Annotated in this window: 16 protein-coding genes and 1 riboswitch; of the genes, 5 read left to right on the top strand and 11 right to left on the bottom strand. The window is 43.3% G+C overall.

The window, feature by feature from the left end; translation table 11 throughout:
• Nucleotides 1-2 precede the first annotated feature (2 nt).
• From AB9N12_RS15715 to AB9N12_RS15675, 9 genes are all read right to left on the bottom strand, one after another.
• On the bottom strand, nt 3-2,708 hold the full coding sequence (locus AB9N12_RS15715; protein ID WP_369893056.1) for an AAA domain-containing protein: 2,706 nt from the start codon (nt 2,706-2,708) through the stop codon (nt 3-5).
• Nucleotides 2,709-3,012: 304 nt separating this feature from the next.
• The gene (locus AB9N12_RS15710; protein WP_369893055.1) at nt 3,013-3,621 is read right to left on the bottom strand and encodes a thiamine phosphate synthase; all 609 of its coding nucleotides are present in this window, start codon (nt 3,619-3,621) and stop codon (nt 3,013-3,015) included.
• Nucleotides 3,622-3,684: 63 nt separating this feature from the next.
• On the bottom strand, nt 3,685-4,377 hold the full coding sequence (locus tag AB9N12_RS15705; protein ID WP_369893054.1) for a ThiF family adenylyltransferase: 693 nt from the start codon (nt 4,375-4,377) through the stop codon (nt 3,685-3,687).
• Nucleotides 4,378-4,381: 4 nt separating this feature from the next.
• Nucleotides 4,382-5,506, bottom strand: a complete 1,125-nt coding sequence (gene thiH, locus AB9N12_RS15700) for a 2-iminoacetate synthase ThiH (RefSeq protein ID WP_369893053.1) — start codon at nt 5,504-5,506, stop codon at nt 4,382-4,384.
• Between the two features lies 1 nt (nt 5,507).
• Nucleotides 5,508-7,208, bottom strand: a complete 1,701-nt coding sequence (gene thiC, locus AB9N12_RS15695) for a phosphomethylpyrimidine synthase ThiC (protein ID WP_369893052.1) — start codon at nt 7,206-7,208, stop codon at nt 5,508-5,510.
• 12 nt (nt 7,209-7,220) lie between these two features.
• Entirely contained in the window at nt 7,221-7,997 is a 777-nt protein-coding gene (locus AB9N12_RS15690; RefSeq protein WP_369893051.1) for a thiazole synthase, read from the bottom strand.
• A gap of 194 nt (nt 7,998-8,191) precedes the next feature.
• Nucleotides 8,192-8,809 carry a thiamine phosphate synthase gene (locus AB9N12_RS15685; RefSeq protein ID WP_369893050.1) on the bottom strand — a complete coding sequence of 206 codons (618 nt, stop codon included), beginning with the start codon at nt 8,807-8,809 and terminating at the stop codon, nt 8,192-8,194.
• A gap of 3 nt (nt 8,810-8,812) precedes the next feature.
• A complete protein-coding gene (gene thiS, locus AB9N12_RS15680) occupies nt 8,813-9,013 on the bottom strand; it encodes a sulfur carrier protein ThiS (RefSeq protein WP_369893049.1) in 201 nt (66 codons plus the stop codon).
• Between the two features lie 60 nt (nt 9,014-9,073).
• A riboswitch (TPP riboswitch) is annotated at nt 9,074-9,167 on the bottom strand.
• A 246-nt stretch (nt 9,168-9,413) separates the two neighbouring features.
• A complete protein-coding gene (locus AB9N12_RS15675) occupies nt 9,414-10,031 on the bottom strand; it encodes a superoxide dismutase (protein WP_369893047.1) in 618 nt (205 codons plus the stop codon).
• 279 nt (nt 10,032-10,310) lie between these two features.
• Here AB9N12_RS15675 and AB9N12_RS15670 point away from each other — a divergent pair, with 279 nt between their 5' ends.
• The 4 genes from AB9N12_RS15670 (at nt 10,311) to AB9N12_RS15655 (ending at nt 15,703) form a co-directional block, all read left to right on the top strand.
• The gene (locus AB9N12_RS15670) at nt 10,311-12,623 is read left to right on the top strand and encodes an ATP-dependent helicase (protein ID WP_369893046.1); all 2,313 of its coding nucleotides are present in this window, start codon (nt 10,311-10,313) and stop codon (nt 12,621-12,623) included.
• 24 nt (nt 12,624-12,647) lie between these two features.
• On the top strand, nt 12,648-13,343 hold the full coding sequence (locus AB9N12_RS15665; protein WP_369893045.1) for a glycine zipper family protein: 696 nt from the start codon (nt 12,648-12,650) through the stop codon (nt 13,341-13,343).
• A 167-nt stretch (nt 13,344-13,510) separates the two neighbouring features.
• Nucleotides 13,511-14,458, top strand: coding sequence for an Rpn family recombination-promoting nuclease/putative transposase (locus tag AB9N12_RS15660; RefSeq protein WP_369893044.1), 948 nt, complete (start codon nt 13,511-13,513; stop codon nt 14,456-14,458).
• Nucleotides 14,459-15,370: 912 nt separating this feature from the next.
• A complete protein-coding gene (locus tag AB9N12_RS15655) occupies nt 15,371-15,703 on the top strand; it encodes a hypothetical protein (RefSeq protein WP_369893043.1) in 333 nt (110 codons plus the stop codon).
• Here the strand turns inward: AB9N12_RS15655 and AB9N12_RS15650 are convergent.
• Together AB9N12_RS15650 and AB9N12_RS15645 are read right to left on the bottom strand one after the other, a co-directional pair.
• On the bottom strand, nt 15,666-16,814 hold the full coding sequence (locus AB9N12_RS15650; RefSeq protein ID WP_369893042.1) for a BF3164 family lipoprotein: 1,149 nt from the start codon (nt 16,812-16,814) through the stop codon (nt 15,666-15,668). The genes AB9N12_RS15655 and AB9N12_RS15650 overlap by 38 nt on opposite strands.
• The gene (locus AB9N12_RS15645) at nt 16,814-17,074 is read right to left on the bottom strand and encodes a hypothetical protein (protein ID WP_369893041.1); all 261 of its coding nucleotides are present in this window, start codon (nt 17,072-17,074) and stop codon (nt 16,814-16,816) included. Before AB9N12_RS15645 ends, AB9N12_RS15650 begins: the two co-directional genes overlap by 1 nt.
• A gap of 105 nt (nt 17,075-17,179) precedes the next feature.
• Between AB9N12_RS15645 and AB9N12_RS15640 the strand changes: the two genes are divergently transcribed.
• Complete coding sequence (locus AB9N12_RS15640) at nt 17,180-18,331, top strand: IS4 family transposase (RefSeq protein ID WP_369888970.1); 1,152 nt, start codon at nt 17,180-17,182, stop codon at nt 18,329-18,331.
• Nucleotides 18,332-18,384: the final 53 nt, after the last annotated feature.

Below are 18,384 nucleotides of genomic sequence, written 5' to 3'. Positions count from 1 at the left end.
TTTCACACATTTAGGAATTTCTTTATTGTTTCCACATTCACCGTATCTGTAGTGGATATACGATGCGGACAAAGACCAAACTTCGTGAGTAATCGGTCTTTGAGGGCATCTCGTGATTGTTGTACATCACGGTTCTTATGGAAATGCCAACCATCGACCTCAATCGTTTGAAGCGGTTGTTTGGTGAGTGAATTATAGATTAGGAAATCGACATGAGAGAACCGACTTTCGGCAAAAGCCTTTTCCTCATCGTCAAGCAGGCTCCAATCGTTGATTAACCGGGAGAGCGGATAATGGCATATCACTTCGGTATTAACTAATTTCAAATCAGTAATGGCTTTTACTAAAACCTCATAAACGAGATTCTCGGATAGATGGTTCGATACCGAAGGATGGGATGTTTCATACGCCAAACGCTCTGCGGTGTATGACTTGTAGAGCAAATCGAACACGGAGTGAAGTTTGCTTTCCTTGATCTCAAAATTATTGTACTGTATATAGGCGATAAGCTGGGCAAGGTTCGAGCCTTTGGATATTTCATTTCCGTTGGTTACGATACACAAATGAGTCTTGGCACGTGATATGGCAACATTGAGTAAGTTGGCATCATCGGAGAACTCTGTTGGCTCGTTGTCAACTGTGCTGATGATGATGGTATCACACTCCCGGCCTTGATATTTATGTACCGTGCTGGCTATATCTTTCCCTGATGCTTTATTGATTTCCTCCGCTTGATTGCGATAGGGAGTGATGATGCCCATGCTACCCATGTCCGTATATTTAGGCATTACTTCTTGTGCAATGACATCAATCTCCCGCTGGTTGAAATGTCCTCTTGCATGATTGCCTTTAACTGTACGTACTACCTGCAACACATTCTCTTCACCGTTGTCGGTGGTCATTGTCACCAGCTCTCCATTATAAAAATGTTGATTGCAGAACTCGATAATTCTGGGGTGGCAACGATAGTGCTCACGCAGCAACGTCACAGGGGCTTCCGTGAATACCTCCGCACATGATTGCAGAAAGCTATGTGTCACAGCGTTGTATCTGTCATCTACACTATAGGTTGTCCGAATAGCATTGAGTGCAAGTGCTTCTTCACGACTCACAACATTCGGCAACTGCTTGTCGTCGCCCACAATCACGGCATTTGTCGCACATGAAAGTGCCAATGCACCGGTTTTAATATCCACTTGTGAGGCTTCATCCATAATCACATAGTCAAACACCATGTCTTTGCTGATGCAACTCTTGGCGGAATAAGTGGTACTGAGCACAACAGGATATTCTTTCAAGAACTCCTCTGTCCTATGTTTGATGTCCTTGATGGTAAACTTAGTCCTTTCGTCGGTCTCATATCGTTTGGCAATCTTACTTTTTAAGATTTGTAATGAAGAGAAGCGTAAGTCTTTTACGCTTTGCTTGATGTTGATGGACTGAAGTTTGGTTTCAATGGCTTTCAGCTCTTGCTCAATCTCAGTCTTACGAGAGAAATAGTAAGCATTTCCCAAACTGGCTATTACTTCTGATGGCTTACCATTGAGGAATGATAACATTTTTAATCCCATGGCAAACGACCATTTCAGCTTGAACCAAAAGCTCGGCCTCCGCTCTTTCTCTACTATGATTTGGTAAAGATTGAACAGGGTTATCAGTTTGTCAGATGGTTTACCGTGAAGCCGGTTTTCATCAACACGGTTAGCTTCTAATAGTACATTGTATTTTGTCTCCTTCAGCAACGCATCATACTCCGCTTTCAATTGTGCCTGGCGTAGCTGACTATCAAATCCTTGTGACACGTTTTGGAGAGAGTCTTTTGCCAATTGATAAATGGTTGAATGTTCCTCTATGCTCCAGCCGGTCATATCGGGATAATTGGGTTGATTGGCAATGAACGTCTCTTTATTCTTCGTTCTGCCAAGTTGGGCTACTATAAAACCAAAGCCTTCACCTTCTAACTTCTCTGCTACATTTTTAACGGCTGAATTGTTGTTCGATACGACAAGTACCGTTTTTCCTGCAACAAGCAAGTTGGCTATGATATTGAGAATTGTTTGTGTCTTGCCTGTTCCCGGAGGTCCTTGTATGATGCTAACCTGATGTGTCAAAGCTTTCTCTACCGCTGACTTTTGGCTGGCATTGCATCCGAAAGGATAATAAACCTGCTTGGGCAAGTGATAAGTTGCCAATTTCGTCTTATCACCAAGGTATTGCGCCAAAGGCACATTATCGCGCATCGTATCTACCAAGTCATATTGTCTGGATAAAATGTTGTCTTCATCCTCTGTCAATAATCCGGTTTCAGCAGCCAATTTTCGCAGATAATCCCATGTAGAACCACCATTCTTGTCCATAGGGGTACGGGTGATATAGACTTCTTCTCCCTCCAAGTTCTCATAGTAACCGTTGTTATAGGTCACTCGATAGAATGTGTAGCAGCCATCAGAAAACCTTAACAATTCAGCCACGTTATTGATGTGTTTATTCTTGATGTACAGCCCTTTTTCGCTAAAATCTATGATTTCCGGATGAGTAAGACAGAGCAGACGGACTTTGTTGTAAGTGAACACACGAGGGGATGACGAGAACCGGACAGTCCAAAGACCATTCTCGTTCTCCTTAATAAAGGAAACTCGTTCGGTTATAAACATCCGTTTATCACCCTCTCGTTCTAAATCAACTATCATGTATTTCCTTGTGTCCATGGTATGTGTTTTATCAGGAGTCATATACGCCTTGCCATCTGCGGCAAGGGTGTGTCAAAATTCCCTTTTTGAAGAAATGACCCCTGCTATAGCTATCTGTGGCAGGGGTAAATCTTTATATTCAGGCATTATGACACACCCTCGAATTCTCCTGTAGTTCGCCTTCCTCGAAGATGTGCTTAATATGCGTTTCACATCTATTGGGGTCAGACCATCATTATCTGTATGGATCAGTATTTGATTATTCTCTTCCATGGGCACGTCAGATTACGCTGATATAGTCGGTTTACCATCGGCTTTTTCATCAATCCGCCAACTTCTTCAACTTCTTGAAATGGTCAATCACAGCCTCAAAATCCTGATCCGAGCAGGCATCGAACCGATTCCAAAGATCTCCTAATATGGCAGCTCCTCCGAAACCGAAATCTTTAATCTCCAGTAAATTCTCTGCGTTGATGCCTCCCAATGCGATTACTTTAGAGTCGATGATTTTCTCTCTTTGTGCTTCGCGCAACTCTTCGGGAGTGTAGGTCGAATAGTAATTCGCTTTAGAGATACTGTCATACACGGGACTCATAAAAACATAGTCGTAAAAATGCTTTCTGTGTTTCACCTCCTCCACCGAATGGCACGAACAACTGATATGCCCGTCATAGTCGTGCGGCTCTTTGGGATTACGGACATTCAGGTGGATTCCCATCAGATTGAATTCCTCTTTTAGATAAAAATGCTCATGCGTGACAATGCGGCGGTGATATTTCTCCGGGATAAGCGTCAGCAGCCGTTCCGAATACATGGCCGGAGTCTCCGGTTTCCTAAGATGTAGGATGTCCAGCCCCTCTTCGAAAAGAGCGGTGATTATCTTGTCTTCTTCGACAAAGAAGGTAGGGGTGGTAACTACAATTAGTTTCATTTCTTTCGTTGAATTTAGATTGTTTAGCAAAGTTACTAATTAACCATGTCAGAAACCAACCCTTTAGAGTGAAAATTTGTTAGATTGCAAGGTCCGCAGGTCGATTGTCCATAGTTGACCGGCTAAAACATCCCCAAAACCACAGATAATCTTCAACACTTCCGTCGCTTCCACGCTCCCGACAATCGCAGGAGTAACCCCCATCACTCCTTTGGGCGGAGGAGGCATCCGTTGCATTTCCTGTTCGTCAGGATAAAGGTCCCGGTAGCTTTTCTTCTGTTTTCCGTAATGGAACACGGAAACCTGTCCTTCAAAACCACAGATGGCTCCATATACGTAGGGCTTCTCCTGTTTCATGCAAATGTCGTTGATCAGGTAGCGGGTGGCAAAATTGTCGCAGCCGTCGACCACGATGTCGTATTGCTGAATCATCTCATACGCGTTATCCTTCGTCAGCTTGGTAGGGTAGGGATGGATATCGATTCCACTGTTGAGGGCGGAGAGTCGTCCGGCGGCACACAAGGCTTTCGGTTTACCCAATTCCTTTTCGGTATAGAGGACTTGCCGTTGCAAGTTGCTGATGCTTACCCGATCGTCATCGACCAGTCCGAGACAGCCCACACCCGCACCTGCCAGGTAAAGGGCGATGGGAGAGCCCAACCCTCCCACGCCGACAATAAGCACTTTGGCTGCCTGTAGTTTCTGCTGACCCTCTTCTCCGATTTCGGGAAGTATGATTTGTCTGTCGTACCGCATCTGTTTATTGCTTGAAATCAAAAGACCGGTCCCAATCCTTCCAGACCGGTTCGCGACCTAATTTCCTTAAATCACGTTCCACTTCAACCGCTTTTCGCTCGTCACTTACATGAAATTGTTCCAGCGTTTGGGGATAACTGTAATACCCTCCCGGTTCTGTTTTGCTTTCCGCGCTCATGGTGGTGACACCGAGCGTTGCCATCCGGTTTCGAAATTCCGCACTCTCACGGGTGGAATAGGAGATATCTACGTCATGATCGAAGATTCGCATGGCGAATGTAAGTTGAGCCAGTTCCCGGTCGGTCATGACTACATTCGGCTGGAACCCGCCATTTTCCGACGGACGCATACGCGGGAAATTTACGCTGTATTTGGTTCTCCAGTAATGTCTCTGCAAATAACGCAGATGATAAGCCATCATCGTTACGTCGGTCCGCCATTCTTCCAGACCGATCAGTACCCCCATGCCAATTTTGTGTACGCCAGCCTGTCCCATGCGGTCGAAGCCGTTGACACGCCATTCGAATTTGGATTTCATGCCCCTCGGATGGTACGTTTTGTAATGGGCGCTATGATAAGTCTCCTGAAAACAGATCACTCCGTTCAGGCCATGATGGGTCAGTTCCCTGTATTCCTCCGCTTTCAGAGGCATCACTTCGATTTGCAGATTGCTGAAGTGAGGCTTCGCCAAATCCAGCGCTTTGGCAATGTACGGAACGCCTGCTGCGGCAGGATTCTCACCGGTTACAAGCAGCAGGTTTTCAAAAGGAGCCAATCGTTTGATGGCTTTGTATTCGTTGACCATCTCTTCCTCCGTCAATATGGTTCTCTTCATCGGATTGCTGATGTGGAAACCGCAATAGACACAGGAGTTGGTACATGAATTAGTCAGGTAGAGTGGCACGAACAGGGAGATCGTCTTACCGAATCGTTCCATGGTATATTTCTGACTAAGGCGTGCCATCACTTCCAGATAAGGAGTGGCGGCAGGTGATATCAGCGCCATAAAGTCGTTGACATCCAGATGCTCTTTCTTACCCAACGCACGGCGCACGTCGGCATCTGTTTGGGAATAGATGGCTTGGGTCGTCTTTTCCCAGGATATTTTTTCTAATTCGTCGGAGAACATTTTATGGTTTGTTGTTTTTAGCACTTTTCTTTAAATCACGTGACAATTTCATTGCACAGAAGTTGGGTCCGCACATCGTACAGTATTCTCCGTCGATGTGATGTCCTGCACGGAAATAGGTCTGTGCCCGTTCCGGGTCGAGAGACAGATCGAACTGGTCTTTCCAGCGGAACTCATAACGGGCTTTACTCAATGCGTTGTCCCGTACTTGTGCACCCGGATGACCTTTGGCGAGATCGGCGGCGTGGGCGGCTATCTTGTAGGTGATGACTCCTACGCGTACATCCTCTTTGTCGGGCAGGGCAAGGTGCTCTTTCGGGGTGACATAGCAAAGCATGGCTGTGCCCAGCCATCCGATTTGTGCGGCACCGATGGCGGAAGTGATATGGTCGTATCCGGGAGCGATATCCGTCACCAACGGACCGAGCGTATAGAAGGGGGCATCGTGGCATTTCTCCATCTGGCGTTCCATGTTCTCTTTTATTTTATGCATCGGAACATGCCCGGGACCCTCGATAAATGCCTGAACATTCTTGTTCCAGGCACGGAGAACGAGTTCGCCCATGGTGTCCAGTTCGGCAAACTGCGCTTCGTCGTTGGCATCGTAGATAGAGCCCGGGCGAAGTCCGTCGCCTAAAGAAACAGCCACGTCGTATTGTGCCAGAATATCACAGATATCATCAAAATGATCGTATAAGAAACTTTCCTGGTCGTGTACGAGACACCATTTACTCATGATGCTTCCTCCACGGCTGACGATACCGCACAACCGCTTGTCGGCAAGATGCACATTGTGGCGGCGGATGCCTGCATGGATGGTGAAGTAATCCACGCCTTGTTCGCATTGTTCGATCAATGTATCCCGGTAGATTTCCCAGGTGAGGTCTTCCACTATGCCGTTCACTTTTTCAAGAGCCTGATAGATGGGAACCGTACCGACCGGTACGGGACAATTGCGGATGATCCATTCGCGTGTTTCATGAATATTCTCTCCGGTGGAAAGGTCCATCAACGTATCTCCTCCCCATTTACAGCTCCACAACGCTTTCTCCACCTCTTCGTCAATGCTTGAAGTGGTGGCTGAATTTCCGATATTCGTATTGATTTTCACAAGGAAGTTGCGTCCGATAATCATCGGTTCAGCCTCCGGGTGGTTGATATTGGCCGGTAATACGGCACGTCCCTCTGCAATCTCCCGACGGACAAATTCGGGAGTAATATGAGTGTGAATTCCCAGTTCCTCACAATTCATGTTTTCGCGGATCGCTACATATTCCATTTCAGGGGTGATTATCCCTCTTTTGGCATACGCCATTTGAGTGATTGCTTCTCCTTTTTTAGCACGATAGGGCAGGGTGATATGCTCGAAGCGCAGGTGGTCGAGACTTTTATCATCCCGTCTCATACGTCCGTATTCCGAAGTGATTTCAGGGAGTTGTTCCACATCGCCACGACTCACAATCCATTCTTCGCGCATACGGGGCAGCCCTTTTTTAAGGTCGATGCTCATTTTCGTATCACTGAACGGGCCACTCGTGTCATATACATATATCTCAGGATTGGGGGTGGCTATCTTTTCTTCACCTTCCAAACTGATACTGGGAACTTGTTCTATTTTCCGCATGGCAACGCGGATATTCGGATACAGTTTGCCGCGTAAATAGACTTTCTGTGAGCGGGGGAATTTTATTCTTTGTTTCATATCGATCGTTGTTTATTTATCCAGAAAAGCGGTCAGTGGTGAACTTGCTTCGGCCACAAAGTCAGCGGCTTGTAGCCCCAGCCCGGCTTCGTAGGCTTGTCTTCCGGCTTCTGTAGCCGCTTTGAAAGCCTTGGCCATTTCTACCGGATTCCCGGCAACGGCTATGGCAGTATTGACCAGTACGGCAGAAGCTCCCAGTTCCATTGCTTCGGCAGCGTGACTGGGCGCACCGATACCGGCATCCACGACAACGGGAATACCTGCCTGTTCGACAATGATTTGCAGGAATTCCTTCGTTTGCAATCCTTTATTCGTGCCAATCGGGGCACCGAGTGGCATAACGGTAGCTGCGCCTGCCTCTTCCAGGCGTTTGCAGAGTACAGGGTCGGCCTGACAGTAAGGCAATACGATAAATCCTAGTTTTACCAGCTCTTCCGTAGCTTTCAGTGTTTCGACAGAGTCGGGGAGCAGATAACGCGGGTCGGGATGAATTTCCAGTTTCAGCCAGTTTGTGCCGAAAGCTTCCCGAGCCAATTGTGCGGCGAAAACGGCCTCTTCCGCATTACGCACACCGGAGGTATTCGGTAATAGCTGAATATTCGGATGAATAATATGTCTTAGCATATCGTCTTCTTTATTATCCATGTCGATTCGTTTCATGGCAACGGTTACCATTTCCGTGCCTGAAGACAGAATCGCTTGTTCCATTACCTCATTGGAGTTGAATTTTCCTGTTCCCAGAAAAAGGCGGGAATTAAATTCGCGTCCCGCAATTACTAATTTTTCCATTCTGTATACTGTTTTAAATGCTAATTTATGAGTTCACCACAGAGGACCCGGAGGTACACGGAGGTCTGATCATTTTTTATTCATTATGGAGTCACACAGAGTATACGTATGATTAGTCGCCTTGCTTTACTTGCGAAAAGATTGAAAAACTCTGTGCCCTTTGCATCCTCTGTGGTGAATCATTTGACAAATTATTAATCACTTTCAATAATTCTACGTGTCTCTTCTACCGGATTGTCCGCTCCAAGAATGGTTCCCGACAGGGCTATTCCGTCGACTCCTGTATGAAGTATGGCGGGAATATCCTCGTACGTGATTCCTCCAATTGCTACTACGGGGATTTCAATATTCGCTTCTTTCATCCGTGAAAGGATGGAGGAATAGCCTTCCAACCCCAGTATAGGGCTTAAGTTCTTTTTAGTGGCAGTAAACCGGAAAGGACCGATGCCGAGATAATCGGCTCCGGCACGGTAGTGCTGTAAGACGTCTTCGAATGTATTTGCGGTACCACCGATAATAAAGGCTTCTCCAAGTATCTGGCGAGCTTGGCTGATAGGCATATCTTTTTTACCAAGATGCACACCGTCCACTTCCAGCTTTCGGGCCAGTTCGACGTGGTCGTCCAGAATCAAGATGGCTTCGTGTTCTTTACAGAGCGGCTTCAGTTGCAAGGCTACTGTCTCCACTTCTTCGAGGGAAGCGTCTTTCATGCGTAGCTGGATCCATTTGCACCCTCCTTCGAGTGCCATACGTGCCGATTCGAGGTACGAATACCGTTCTGTCTGATGCGTGATAAATTGTAGACTGATCATTTTTTATCCTCCGCAAGCTGCTTTGATAATCACCAGGTTGTCGTTTTCATGCAGTATGAAACGCTCCCATTCGGTACGGGGAATCATTTGGTTATTTACGGCGATAGCAATGCCTTGAACCGGAAGTTCGAGCTGTGCTGTCAGTTGTGTAAGGGGAGAATCAGGAGTAATTTCCACCTCTTTGTTGTTCACTTGTACTTTCATTGTCCTATCAGAATAAATAAATTGAAAGTAAATACAAAGAGTGTGCTTAAATGGAAAGGCAATACGAAGAAATACAATCCCTACGTCAGTACTAACTGCATCAGGTTCCTAGGGTATAATCTCAGCCCCTCGTGGGGCACCCCTTTGTCTTTACAGGGGCAAAGTAAGTGAAAAAGAAACAGAAAAACACTAAATCATCCGATTTTTTTTCATTTTTCTGTTGATTCTTGTTTTCGGATGAGATGGGAAAAGATAACCCGGGCTTCATTCTTATGGCTTTTGTCAATCTGGATATCTGAAAATAATAGGACGCTCGTAGGGATAAAATTTGAGGGTGCATCCCATCTATCCGATTTGATACACCCTCTTTTTATAGTATAGTCTAGTCTATGATATCCGCTTACATTCTTTTTTCAACCACGTCCCAGTCGATGATAGTCCACAGGGCGTTAACATGGTCGGCACGGCGGTTTTGGTAATCCAGATAATAAGCGTGTTCCCAAACGTCAAATCCGAGAAGCGGTTTCAAACCGGCGCGTACAGGATTGCTTCCATTTATTTCTTTAGTGATTCTCAATTTACCGTCTTTATCTACGGATAGCCAGGCCCATCCTGAACCGAACAATCCGACTGCTGCCGCATTGAATTCTTTTTTGAAGTTTTCAAAGTTGCCGAAGTCACGTTTGATAGCTTCTCCCAGTTTGCCGGTCGGTTCCTTTTTCGAAGGTTGAGGGGTAAATTGCAGGAAGTACAGATTATGATTCAATACTTGCCCGGCGTTATTGAATATAGTTCCATCCGGTGCGGTGGCAACGATTTCTTCTACCGTTTTACCTTCATATTCTGTGCCGGGCACGAGATTATTCAGATTATTTACATAGGTTTGTAGATGTTTTCCGTAATGGAAATCTATTGTTTGCTGACTGATTACAGGTTCCAACGCATTGTTTGCATAAGGAAGTTTAGGCATTTCGTAAGTCATAGTCATCATAATTAAAGACATTAATATAGTATTCATAATGTTACAAGTTTTAATCGGCTTGTTATACTATAATAACAGAAGCCTTCTGCAAAATGTTCACAGCATCTTGCTTTATTTGGGAACTGCTTGGGCTTTTGGATTCGTTTGCACTTCAAAGATGCAGTGGTCTCGGGGATTGGTGTAAGGTTAAAATAGTCAGTGGTGAAAATTTATAAAAATACCTTCATTCTCGAATGAATATTATACTTTTGTATTGAGAACAAGTTTGAGTGCCCAGGGTTTGTTAAAAATCCGCATAGTTTTTATAATGCTGTTATGAATACCAATTATATAGAGGAATTAAATGAGAGTCAGTGTGCAGCGGTGACTTATAACGATGGCCCTTCACTGGTGATAGCCGGTGCCGGTTCGGGAAAAACGCGCGTATTGACTTACAAAATCGCTTATCTGCTGGAGCAGGAGAACGGGTATAATCCGTGGAATATCCTTGCATTGACCTTTACTAATAAGGCCGCACGTGAGATGAAAGAGCGTATTGCCCGTCAGGTGGGTATGGAACGGGCACGTTATTTGTGGATGGGAACCTTCCATTCCATTTTTTCACGCATTCTTCGTGCCGAAGCGACATTTATCGGGTTTACTCCCCAGTTCACCATTTATGATGCAGCTGATAGTAAGAGTTTGCTTCGCTCCATCATCAAGGAGATGGAACTGAACGAGAAAATTTATAAGCCCGGAGTAGTGCAAGCACGTATTTCCAATGCCAAGAACCATCTGGTTACTCCCGCGGGGTATGCTGCTAATAAAGAGGCTTACGAAGGAGATATGGCTGCTAAAATGCCTGCTATCCGTGATATCTATACCCGTTATTGGGACAGATGCCGTCAGGCGGATGCAATGGATTTTGATGATTTACTGGTATACACTTATATTTTGTTCCGTGACTTTCCGGAAGTGCTGGCACGTTACCGGGACCAGTTTCGTTATGTACTGGTAGATGAATATCAAGATACGAATTATGCGCAGCATAGCATTGTCCTGCAACTGACTAAGGAAAATCAACGGGTCTGCGTAGTGGGAGACGATGCGCAAAGTATCTATTCTTTCCGTGGGGCGGATATTGACAATATTCTCTATTTTACAAAAATCTATCCCAACACGAAAGTCTTTAAACTGGAGCAGAATTACCGTTCCACGCAAACCATTGTTTGTGCTGCCAATAGCCTGATTGAGAAGAATGAACGCCAGATACGGAAAGCCGTGTTCTCGGAGAAGGAAAAGGGCGAACCTATCGGTGTGTTTCAGGCGTATAGCGATGTGGAAGAGGGTGATATTGTGGCTAATAAGATTGTAGAGTTGCGACGGGAGCATCGCTACGGATATGCTGATTTTGCCATCCTGTATCGCACGAACTCACAAAGCCGTATTTTTGAAGAGGCTCTTCGGAAACGAAGTATACCTTATAAGATTTACGGGGGACTTTCGTTCTACCAGCGGAAAGAGATAAAAGATGTGATTGCTTATTTCCGTTTGGTTGTGAATCCGAATGATGAAGAAGCATTCAAGCGAATCATTAATTATCCGGCGCGTGGCATTGGAGATACGACGGTCGGGAAGATTATATCAGCGGCTACCGATCATGGCGTAAGTCTTTGGGCGGTACTCTGTGAGCCATTGAGCTATGGGCTGACTATAAATAAAGGAACTCATGCGAAACTGCAAGGTTTTCGTGAGTTGATAGAGGGACTCATTGTCGATCAGGCGGATAAAAACGCTTATGAAATAGGAATGGATATTATTCGTCGGTCCGACATTGCCAATGATGTCTGTCAGGACACATCACCCGAGAATTTAAGCCGTAAGGAAAATATAGAAGAGTTGGTGAATGGTATGAACGACTTCTGCACTATGCGGCAGGAAGAGGGCAATCCGAATGTGTCTCTTACTGATTTCCTTTCGGAGATTGCATTGCTTACCGATCAGGATTCCGACAAGGAGGATGATGTGGAAAAGATAACGTTGATGACAGTCCATTCGGCTAAAGGATTGGAGTTTAAGAATGTATTTGTGGTCGGTCTGGAAGAAAATCTGTTTCCCAGTGGGATGGTAGGGGATTCCCCCCGGGCGCTGGAAGAAGAACGCCGCTTGTTCTATGTGGCTATTACCCGTGCGGAAGAACATTGTTATCTGTCTTTTGCCAAAACCCGTTTCCGTTATGGAAAGATGGAATTTGGAAGTCCCAGTCGTTTTTTACGTGATATTGATGTTGATTATTTGCAATTGCCGCATGAGGCAAGAGTGGCTCGGGCTGTTGATGAAGGTGTGGGGCGTTTCCGCGCTTCCTTACAGCAACGTCCGAAAGCACAGATTATTGCTCCCGGTGTACCGAGAAATTTGAAGAAGGTAAGTGCTGTTGGTGGAAGTAACAGTGCACAGGTGGCGTCTCCCGGTTCGGTGTCGGTAGTAGGCGTACAAGTCGGACAGATGATAGAGCACGAACGTTTCGGACTGGGCGAAGTGCTGAAAGTAGAAGGAACGGGAGACAACGCGAAAGCCACTATTCATTTTAAAAATGCGGGAGACAAGCAACTATTGTTGCGTTTCGCCCGTTTTAAAGTAGTAGAATAATAGTAACATTAAATAAAGAGACTTATGAAGAAACAATTAACAGTAATTTTACTTTCCGCTTTGCTTTTGGGTGGATGTGCGTCGGGGCGTATGGGGAATCCCGGAGCTATCATGGCAGGTGCTTCTATCGGAGGCAGTCTGGGAAGTTCGATAGGTGGACTTATCGGAGATAATAATCGTGGATGGCGCGGCGGTTATCGTGGTTCAGCTATTGGAAATATTGTGGGAACCATTGCCGGTGCGGCTATTGGAAACGCATTGACAGCACCAAGACAAGAGCAAATAGAGGAAGATGCTTATGTCCCTGAAGTGCGTGAGGTCCGTGTTCAGAAACACAAGAAACAGCCACAGCAGGTTCAGCGCCCGCTTGCCCAACTGAAATTGCGCAGGATTCGTTTCATTGATGATAACCGCAGCCATGTGATTGATGCGGGAGAAAACAGCAAGATAATCTTTGAGATTATGAACGAAGGCCGGAATCCCGTATATAATGTAGTTCCTGTCGTAGAAACGGTCGGAAAGGTGAAGCATCTCGGTATCTCTCCTTCTGTGATGGTAGAGGAAATTCTTCCGGGTGAAGGTATCCGTTATACCGCTTCCATTCATGCAGGCGAAAAACTGAAAGACGGTGAAGTGACATTTCGTGTAGCAGTGGCGGACGAGAACGGAATGATTTGCGATTCGCAAGAATTTACCCTGCCTACACAGCGTGGAAATTAGGGAAAACAGTCGGAAATGTCCGGTTTATATAGTGACGGTATCACTATGTTAATAGCCATCTCCATATCGGAATTGCATGTATTTCCTAGTATTTGAATTGAAGGTTGGAGTGAATTAGAGAATCATATATAGTTGAAATCAAACATATTCTGCTTATCTTTGTCAACATGAACAAAGAAAAAGAGAAAGGAGACGAGTTTATGGGAAGTAATTATATTCGTTTCGATTGGGCAATGAAGCGCTTATTGCGTAATAAAGCCAATTTTGGAGTTCTCGAGGGCTTTCTTACCACTCTTCTAAATGAAAAGATCGTTATTCAGCGGCTGTTGGAAAGTGAAAGCAATCAAGAGGACGAGTTTGACAAGTATAACCGGGTGGATATGCTTGCAGAAAACTCAAAGGGTGAGCTTATTTTGATTGAAGTTCAAAATAATAATGAGTATGCGTATTTCCAGCGTATGTTATTCGGCACATCTAAATTGGTGACCGAATACATAAACCGTGGTGATGGATATGATCATGTAAGGAAAGTATATAGTGTCAATATTGTATATTTCTCCTTAGGTAGCGGAAAGGATATTGTATATCATGGCAAAACGGAATTCCGCGGCATCCATCAGGGAGATGTTTTGGAGTTGACTCCTTTCCAGAAACAGACGTTCAAAGTCGCTCATGTCAGCCAGCTTTATCCCGAATATTATATATTGAAGGTCAATGATTTCAATCAAGTGGCCCGTAGTCCTTTGGAAGAGTGGATTTGTTATTTGAATACGGGCGATATTCCCGATAGTGCTACAGCTCCCGGCCTAGGTGAGGCTCGTCAGCGCTTGAAACTGGACAAGATGACTAAAGAGGAATTAAAAGCTTATTATCGTCATTTGGATAACATAGTGATTCTACGCGATAATATATATACCGAACGTGCGGAAGGACGTGCGGAAGGACGTGCAGAAGGACGTGCAGAAGGTCGTGCAGAAGGACGTGCGGAAGGCCGCATGGAAGGACGTATGGAAGAAAAAAGAGAAATGGCGCATAATATGAAATCTTTGAATATTCCACTTGATACTATTTCGCAAGTAACGGGATTATCCATTGAAGAAATAAAAAGTTTGTAGTAGGATTGCCACAGAAAATTGTGAATTCAAAAAAAGTTTAGCTTTGGTAACGTATGAGATAATTAACTTGATTAAAGGAGCAGAATGATGAGTTTGTTCATCTTGCCGGATTTGTTCACATATCATCTGCTCCTTAACCCCTAAAAAGAAAGGTGGTTATTCCGATGCAAATATACATGTAAAAAATTAATGTAGCAAACGATTGCTGTTCTGTTGAAAGGATAGATACAGAGAGAAATATATGGTTTTTGTTTATTAATGTAAAAGATGTTGATATGAAAAAGAATTTATTATATATAGTAGTTGTAGTTGCTGTTGTTGCTGTTGCAGGATACAATATATATGCTTCACAAAAAATGTGAAGTTATCGGACTAGGCTTTGGCTGATACGGGAGAAACTGGAAGTGAGTGTGTTGGTTGCGTCTATACAAGATTGCAAATTTGTCGAACTTTAGGAGATTGGGGTGCATGTCTTGGTGAATATCATCCATATATTTAGAAATATAATGAGAACTAAATGTTTATTTGTTGTAGTAGCTGTAATTTGTTTATTTATATCTACATTTTGTGGCTACAATTGGAATGCTAAAACATCTTCAAACTTATTGCTTTGCAACATTGATGCGTTAGCTAATAATGCAGAAGTTGATTTTGACTTTTGCGTAGTTACATCTGGAATTTGTGTTATATATAGTGATGGATTGGCTATAAAAGGCTATAAACTATATTCCTAAATTTAATGAAGGTGTGATAGTAAGTGTGTAAGAAATACACTTTTCACACCTTCTTATAATTTAATTATGATATTTATATAAGCTATTTTTAATTAATATATAATGAAACTAAGATACATCTTTGTTTTTTTTATTTTATAATTGTGAAAATAATAAGATAAATAGTCGATTAGATAATTTGTTTACCAGTAAGGTTTTCTTAGAATATGAAAAAATGTTATCAAACAATTATATTTGGGGAACTCCAATGGACATGCTATATTGTGATTCAGCAATTATGGTATTTGATGAAAAGTCTGAAAATGGGTTATTTCATTTAGTAAATTTGAATAATTTAGATTCAATATATGATTTTGGAAAGAAAGGGCAAGGTCTTGATGAATTTTTAATGCCTTTTGATTTTCAATTATTTAGTAAAAAAGCTATAAGTGTTTATGATTTATATAAAAAATATTTCTTTTCCTGTCCTTTGGCTATTGCCATTGCGGCAAAGAAAACTGAACAAGAATAGGATCCGGATTATATGCTATAGCATACATCGTTTTCCCATCTTCCGACAAACATATTCTTTTCAACATTTTATCACTCCTTATCATGGCTACTTTATCACCATTCCAATTATACACATATATTAAGTTTCCTTTAAATACACCCAAGTTATGTTCGTTAAATGTTTTTCCCGAATATAGCAGATAGACATAATCTTCCGTACAGGCTGCACACAAATAATTAAGAGGCACACTTTTGGGTGTCCCCGAATAGTGTTGGGAATTGTTCCTGTATTCATACTCAGGGTAACTAAGTATGTTTTCCTTAATCAAACATAACGAATCGTTTTCCAATTGATAAAAAGCCAATATATCTGCCGACAAGAGAAATGCGACAAATTTAGTTTTGGAAGGCGAAGATGCCACATCAAACATATAGGCTTGTGAACGAACTATACCGGAAACTTGTTTTTCATCCTCATCTCTATAAAACAGCTCTCCAGATTTTCTTTGCACCCGTCCAGCTGAGTCCAACAAACAGAAGAGACAATCATCATAAATGCCGGTAGCCATAAATTGTCCGTTAGCCATAGGCTGAATTTCTAACGGGAAAATACTATCCACACGAAAGACAGGAGTGAACCGAATTTCTTCATCTTGAGTTATCTCATTCGTTTGATAATATGTTCTTTTATTAGGATCGTAAAATGAAAAAGAATTCTTACTACACGCTCCTAATAATGATGAAATCATTGTAAACTCGGAAGGTCCATGTCCACGAGTTCCCGCTTTCCGAAGATACTTTCCTGCCTTCATATCAAAAAAGAGTAACATTGAATCAGATTTGGTGTCTGTAACCGTCAAGATAGAGTTTGATAATTTCATATCTCTTGCTCCCCCTATTATATAATCATCTCCACAAATCGGTTGACAAATTACATTTTCCACACGAATATTTTCCAGACTCTCAGATCGGCAAGAATAGAAAAACAGGTTTGTCAAACCTAATAATACAACTATACCTATAATCTTCCCACTCCATTCACTGACAAAACGGGCTATTCTATCCTGTTCTGATTCTTTACAAGACAATAACGATATAGCAATAAGTATCAAACTAACTAAACGTACCATTATTTTAAATAGTATTTTAAGATTACAGGATTATCATCTTCTTTTAATGCCTCCATTTTAAGAATCTCTTCAGATGACATCAACTTCTTGTCAACAACGTCAGCAATCTTGTCTGGCTGACAAATAGCATGTAACACATTATTGGTTATGGTAAAACAAGGACACATAAAAAAAGGAGTACCATCTTTCATCAAATATCCCTTTTTTGTCTTTCTGTTATAAACATAACCACTTCCTAAACCTCTAGTAGTTTTAACCATAAAAATCAATATTGTCCTAAATAAATTGGGGGAACAAATAAAAAGGAAGTAGAACTAAGGTAAAATGACTACCTTAGTAGCGAGCCACCAACTCATCTACTTCCTATGGCAAATATAACACTTTTCGCACAGGTAATATCACATCTCCCGAAAGAAAATATCAGGAAAATCATAAAATCTTCGGGGTCAGACAAGCATTGTAAGGGCTACAATACATGGAGTCAGTTTGTTAGCATGATTTTCAGCCAATTCTCAGGATGTGATTCAGTCAGAGATATCTCAAACGGGCTGAAATCAGCCACCGGCAACCTCAATCATTTGGGAATCAACCGTGCACCATCCAAGTCAACGGTAGCATATCAGAACGCCAACCGAGACAGTTCGGTTTTTCGCGGCATATTCTACTCGTTGTTTCAGTATTTCGGACAGCAAGCCCTATGGCAACGAAGAAAGTTCCGTTTCAAGATGCCGATAAAACTGCTCGACTCCACATTGGTGTCATTGACTCTGTCAATATATGACTGGGCACATTACACTACCACCAAGGGGGCGGTCAAGATGCACACGCTATTGGACTATGACAGTCTTTTGCCGGAGTTCGTGAATATCACCGATGGCAAAACCACCGACAACAAAGCTGCTTTTGATATTGAGTTACATCCGTATAGTATTGTAGTAGCCGACCGAGGCTACTGTGACTACTCATTGCTGAATAATTGGGACAGCAGCAACGTGTTCTTTGTAGTGCGTCATAAAGACAATATCCGGTACAAAGCCATAGAGGAGTTGCCTTTGCCTGAAAAACACGCTCAGAATGTACTTATTGACGAAATAATCGAGTTCGAACTCTCGGCGGCCAAATCCAAATATCCCAAACGTTTACGTCGCATCGCAGTATGGAACGATGAACACGGTTTTGAAATTGAGTTACTCACAAACAACTTCACATTGGCAGCATCAAGCATAGCGGCTCTGTACAAGGCTCGGTGGAACATAGAAATCTTCTTTCGCAACCTCAAGCAACTGCTACGCATCAAGAGCTTTATCGGCACATCCCGCAATGCCGTAGAGACCCAAATATGGACTGCTATGACTACAATGCTGATTCTGACATGGCTAAAGCACATCGCAAGATACAAATGGGCATTGGCTAACCTTGTGGTCACGCTCCGGCTGAACACATTTACCAAAATCGACCTCCAAAAATGGCTTGATCAACCATTTACACCACCTCCCGAAACCATCGAAAACGATTAGGGGGGATTGATTTTGAACTCTCGAGGCTATACTTAACAGTATAGTCAGTTAGC

It is taken from the genome of Bacteroides sp. AN502(2024), assembly GCF_041227145.1.
Taxonomy (GTDB): Bacteria; Bacteroidota; Bacteroidia; order Bacteroidales; family Bacteroidaceae; genus Bacteroides.
This window is presented reverse-complemented; position numbering and strand designations above follow the sequence as displayed.

What these genes read in the sequence shown, in the direction of transcription:
- AB9N12_RS15715 (WP_369893056.1), bottom strand. Translation starts at nt 2,708, where the DNA reads ATGGACACAAGGAAATACATGATAGTTGATTTAGAACGAGAGGGTGAT.
- AB9N12_RS15710 (WP_369893055.1), bottom strand. Translation starts at nt 3,621, where the DNA reads ATGAAACTAATTGTAGTTACCACCCCTACCTTCTTTGTCGAAGAAGAC.
- AB9N12_RS15705 (WP_369893054.1), bottom strand. Translation starts at nt 4,377, where the DNA reads ATGCGGTACGACAGACAAATCATACTTCCCGAAATCGGAGAAGAGGGT.
- thiH (WP_369893053.1), bottom strand. Translation starts at nt 5,506, where the DNA reads ATGTTCTCCGACGAATTAGAAAAAATATCCTGGGAAAAGACGACCCAA.
- thiC (WP_369893052.1), bottom strand. Translation starts at nt 7,208, where the DNA reads ATGAAACAAAGAATAAAATTCCCCCGCTCACAGAAAGTCTATTTACGC.
- AB9N12_RS15690 (WP_369893051.1), bottom strand. Translation starts at nt 7,997, where the DNA reads ATGGAAAAATTAGTAATTGCGGGACGCGAATTTAATTCCCGCCTTTTT.
- AB9N12_RS15685 (WP_369893050.1), bottom strand. Translation starts at nt 8,809, where the DNA reads ATGATCAGTCTACAATTTATCACGCATCAGACAGAACGGTATTCGTAC.
- thiS (WP_369893049.1), bottom strand. Translation starts at nt 9,013, where the DNA reads ATGAAAGTACAAGTGAACAACAAAGAGGTGGAAATTACTCCTGATTCT.
- AB9N12_RS15675 (WP_369893047.1), bottom strand. Translation starts at nt 10,031, where the DNA reads ATGAATACTATATTAATGTCTTTAATTATGATGACTATGACTTACGAA.
- AB9N12_RS15670 (WP_369893046.1), top strand. Translation starts at nt 10,311, where the DNA reads ATGAATACCAATTATATAGAGGAATTAAATGAGAGTCAGTGTGCAGCG.
- AB9N12_RS15665 (WP_369893045.1), top strand. Translation starts at nt 12,648, where the DNA reads ATGAAGAAACAATTAACAGTAATTTTACTTTCCGCTTTGCTTTTGGGT.
- AB9N12_RS15660 (WP_369893044.1), top strand. Translation starts at nt 13,511, where the DNA reads ATGAACAAAGAAAAAGAGAAAGGAGACGAGTTTATGGGAAGTAATTAT.
- AB9N12_RS15650 (WP_369893042.1), bottom strand. Translation starts at nt 16,814, where the DNA reads ATGGTACGTTTAGTTAGTTTGATACTTATTGCTATATCGTTATTGTCT.
- AB9N12_RS15645 (WP_369893041.1), bottom strand. Translation starts at nt 17,074, where the DNA reads ATGGTTAAAACTACTAGAGGTTTAGGAAGTGGTTATGTTTATAACAGA.
- AB9N12_RS15640 (WP_369888970.1), top strand. Translation starts at nt 17,180, where the DNA reads ATGGCAAATATAACACTTTTCGCACAGGTAATATCACATCTCCCGAAA.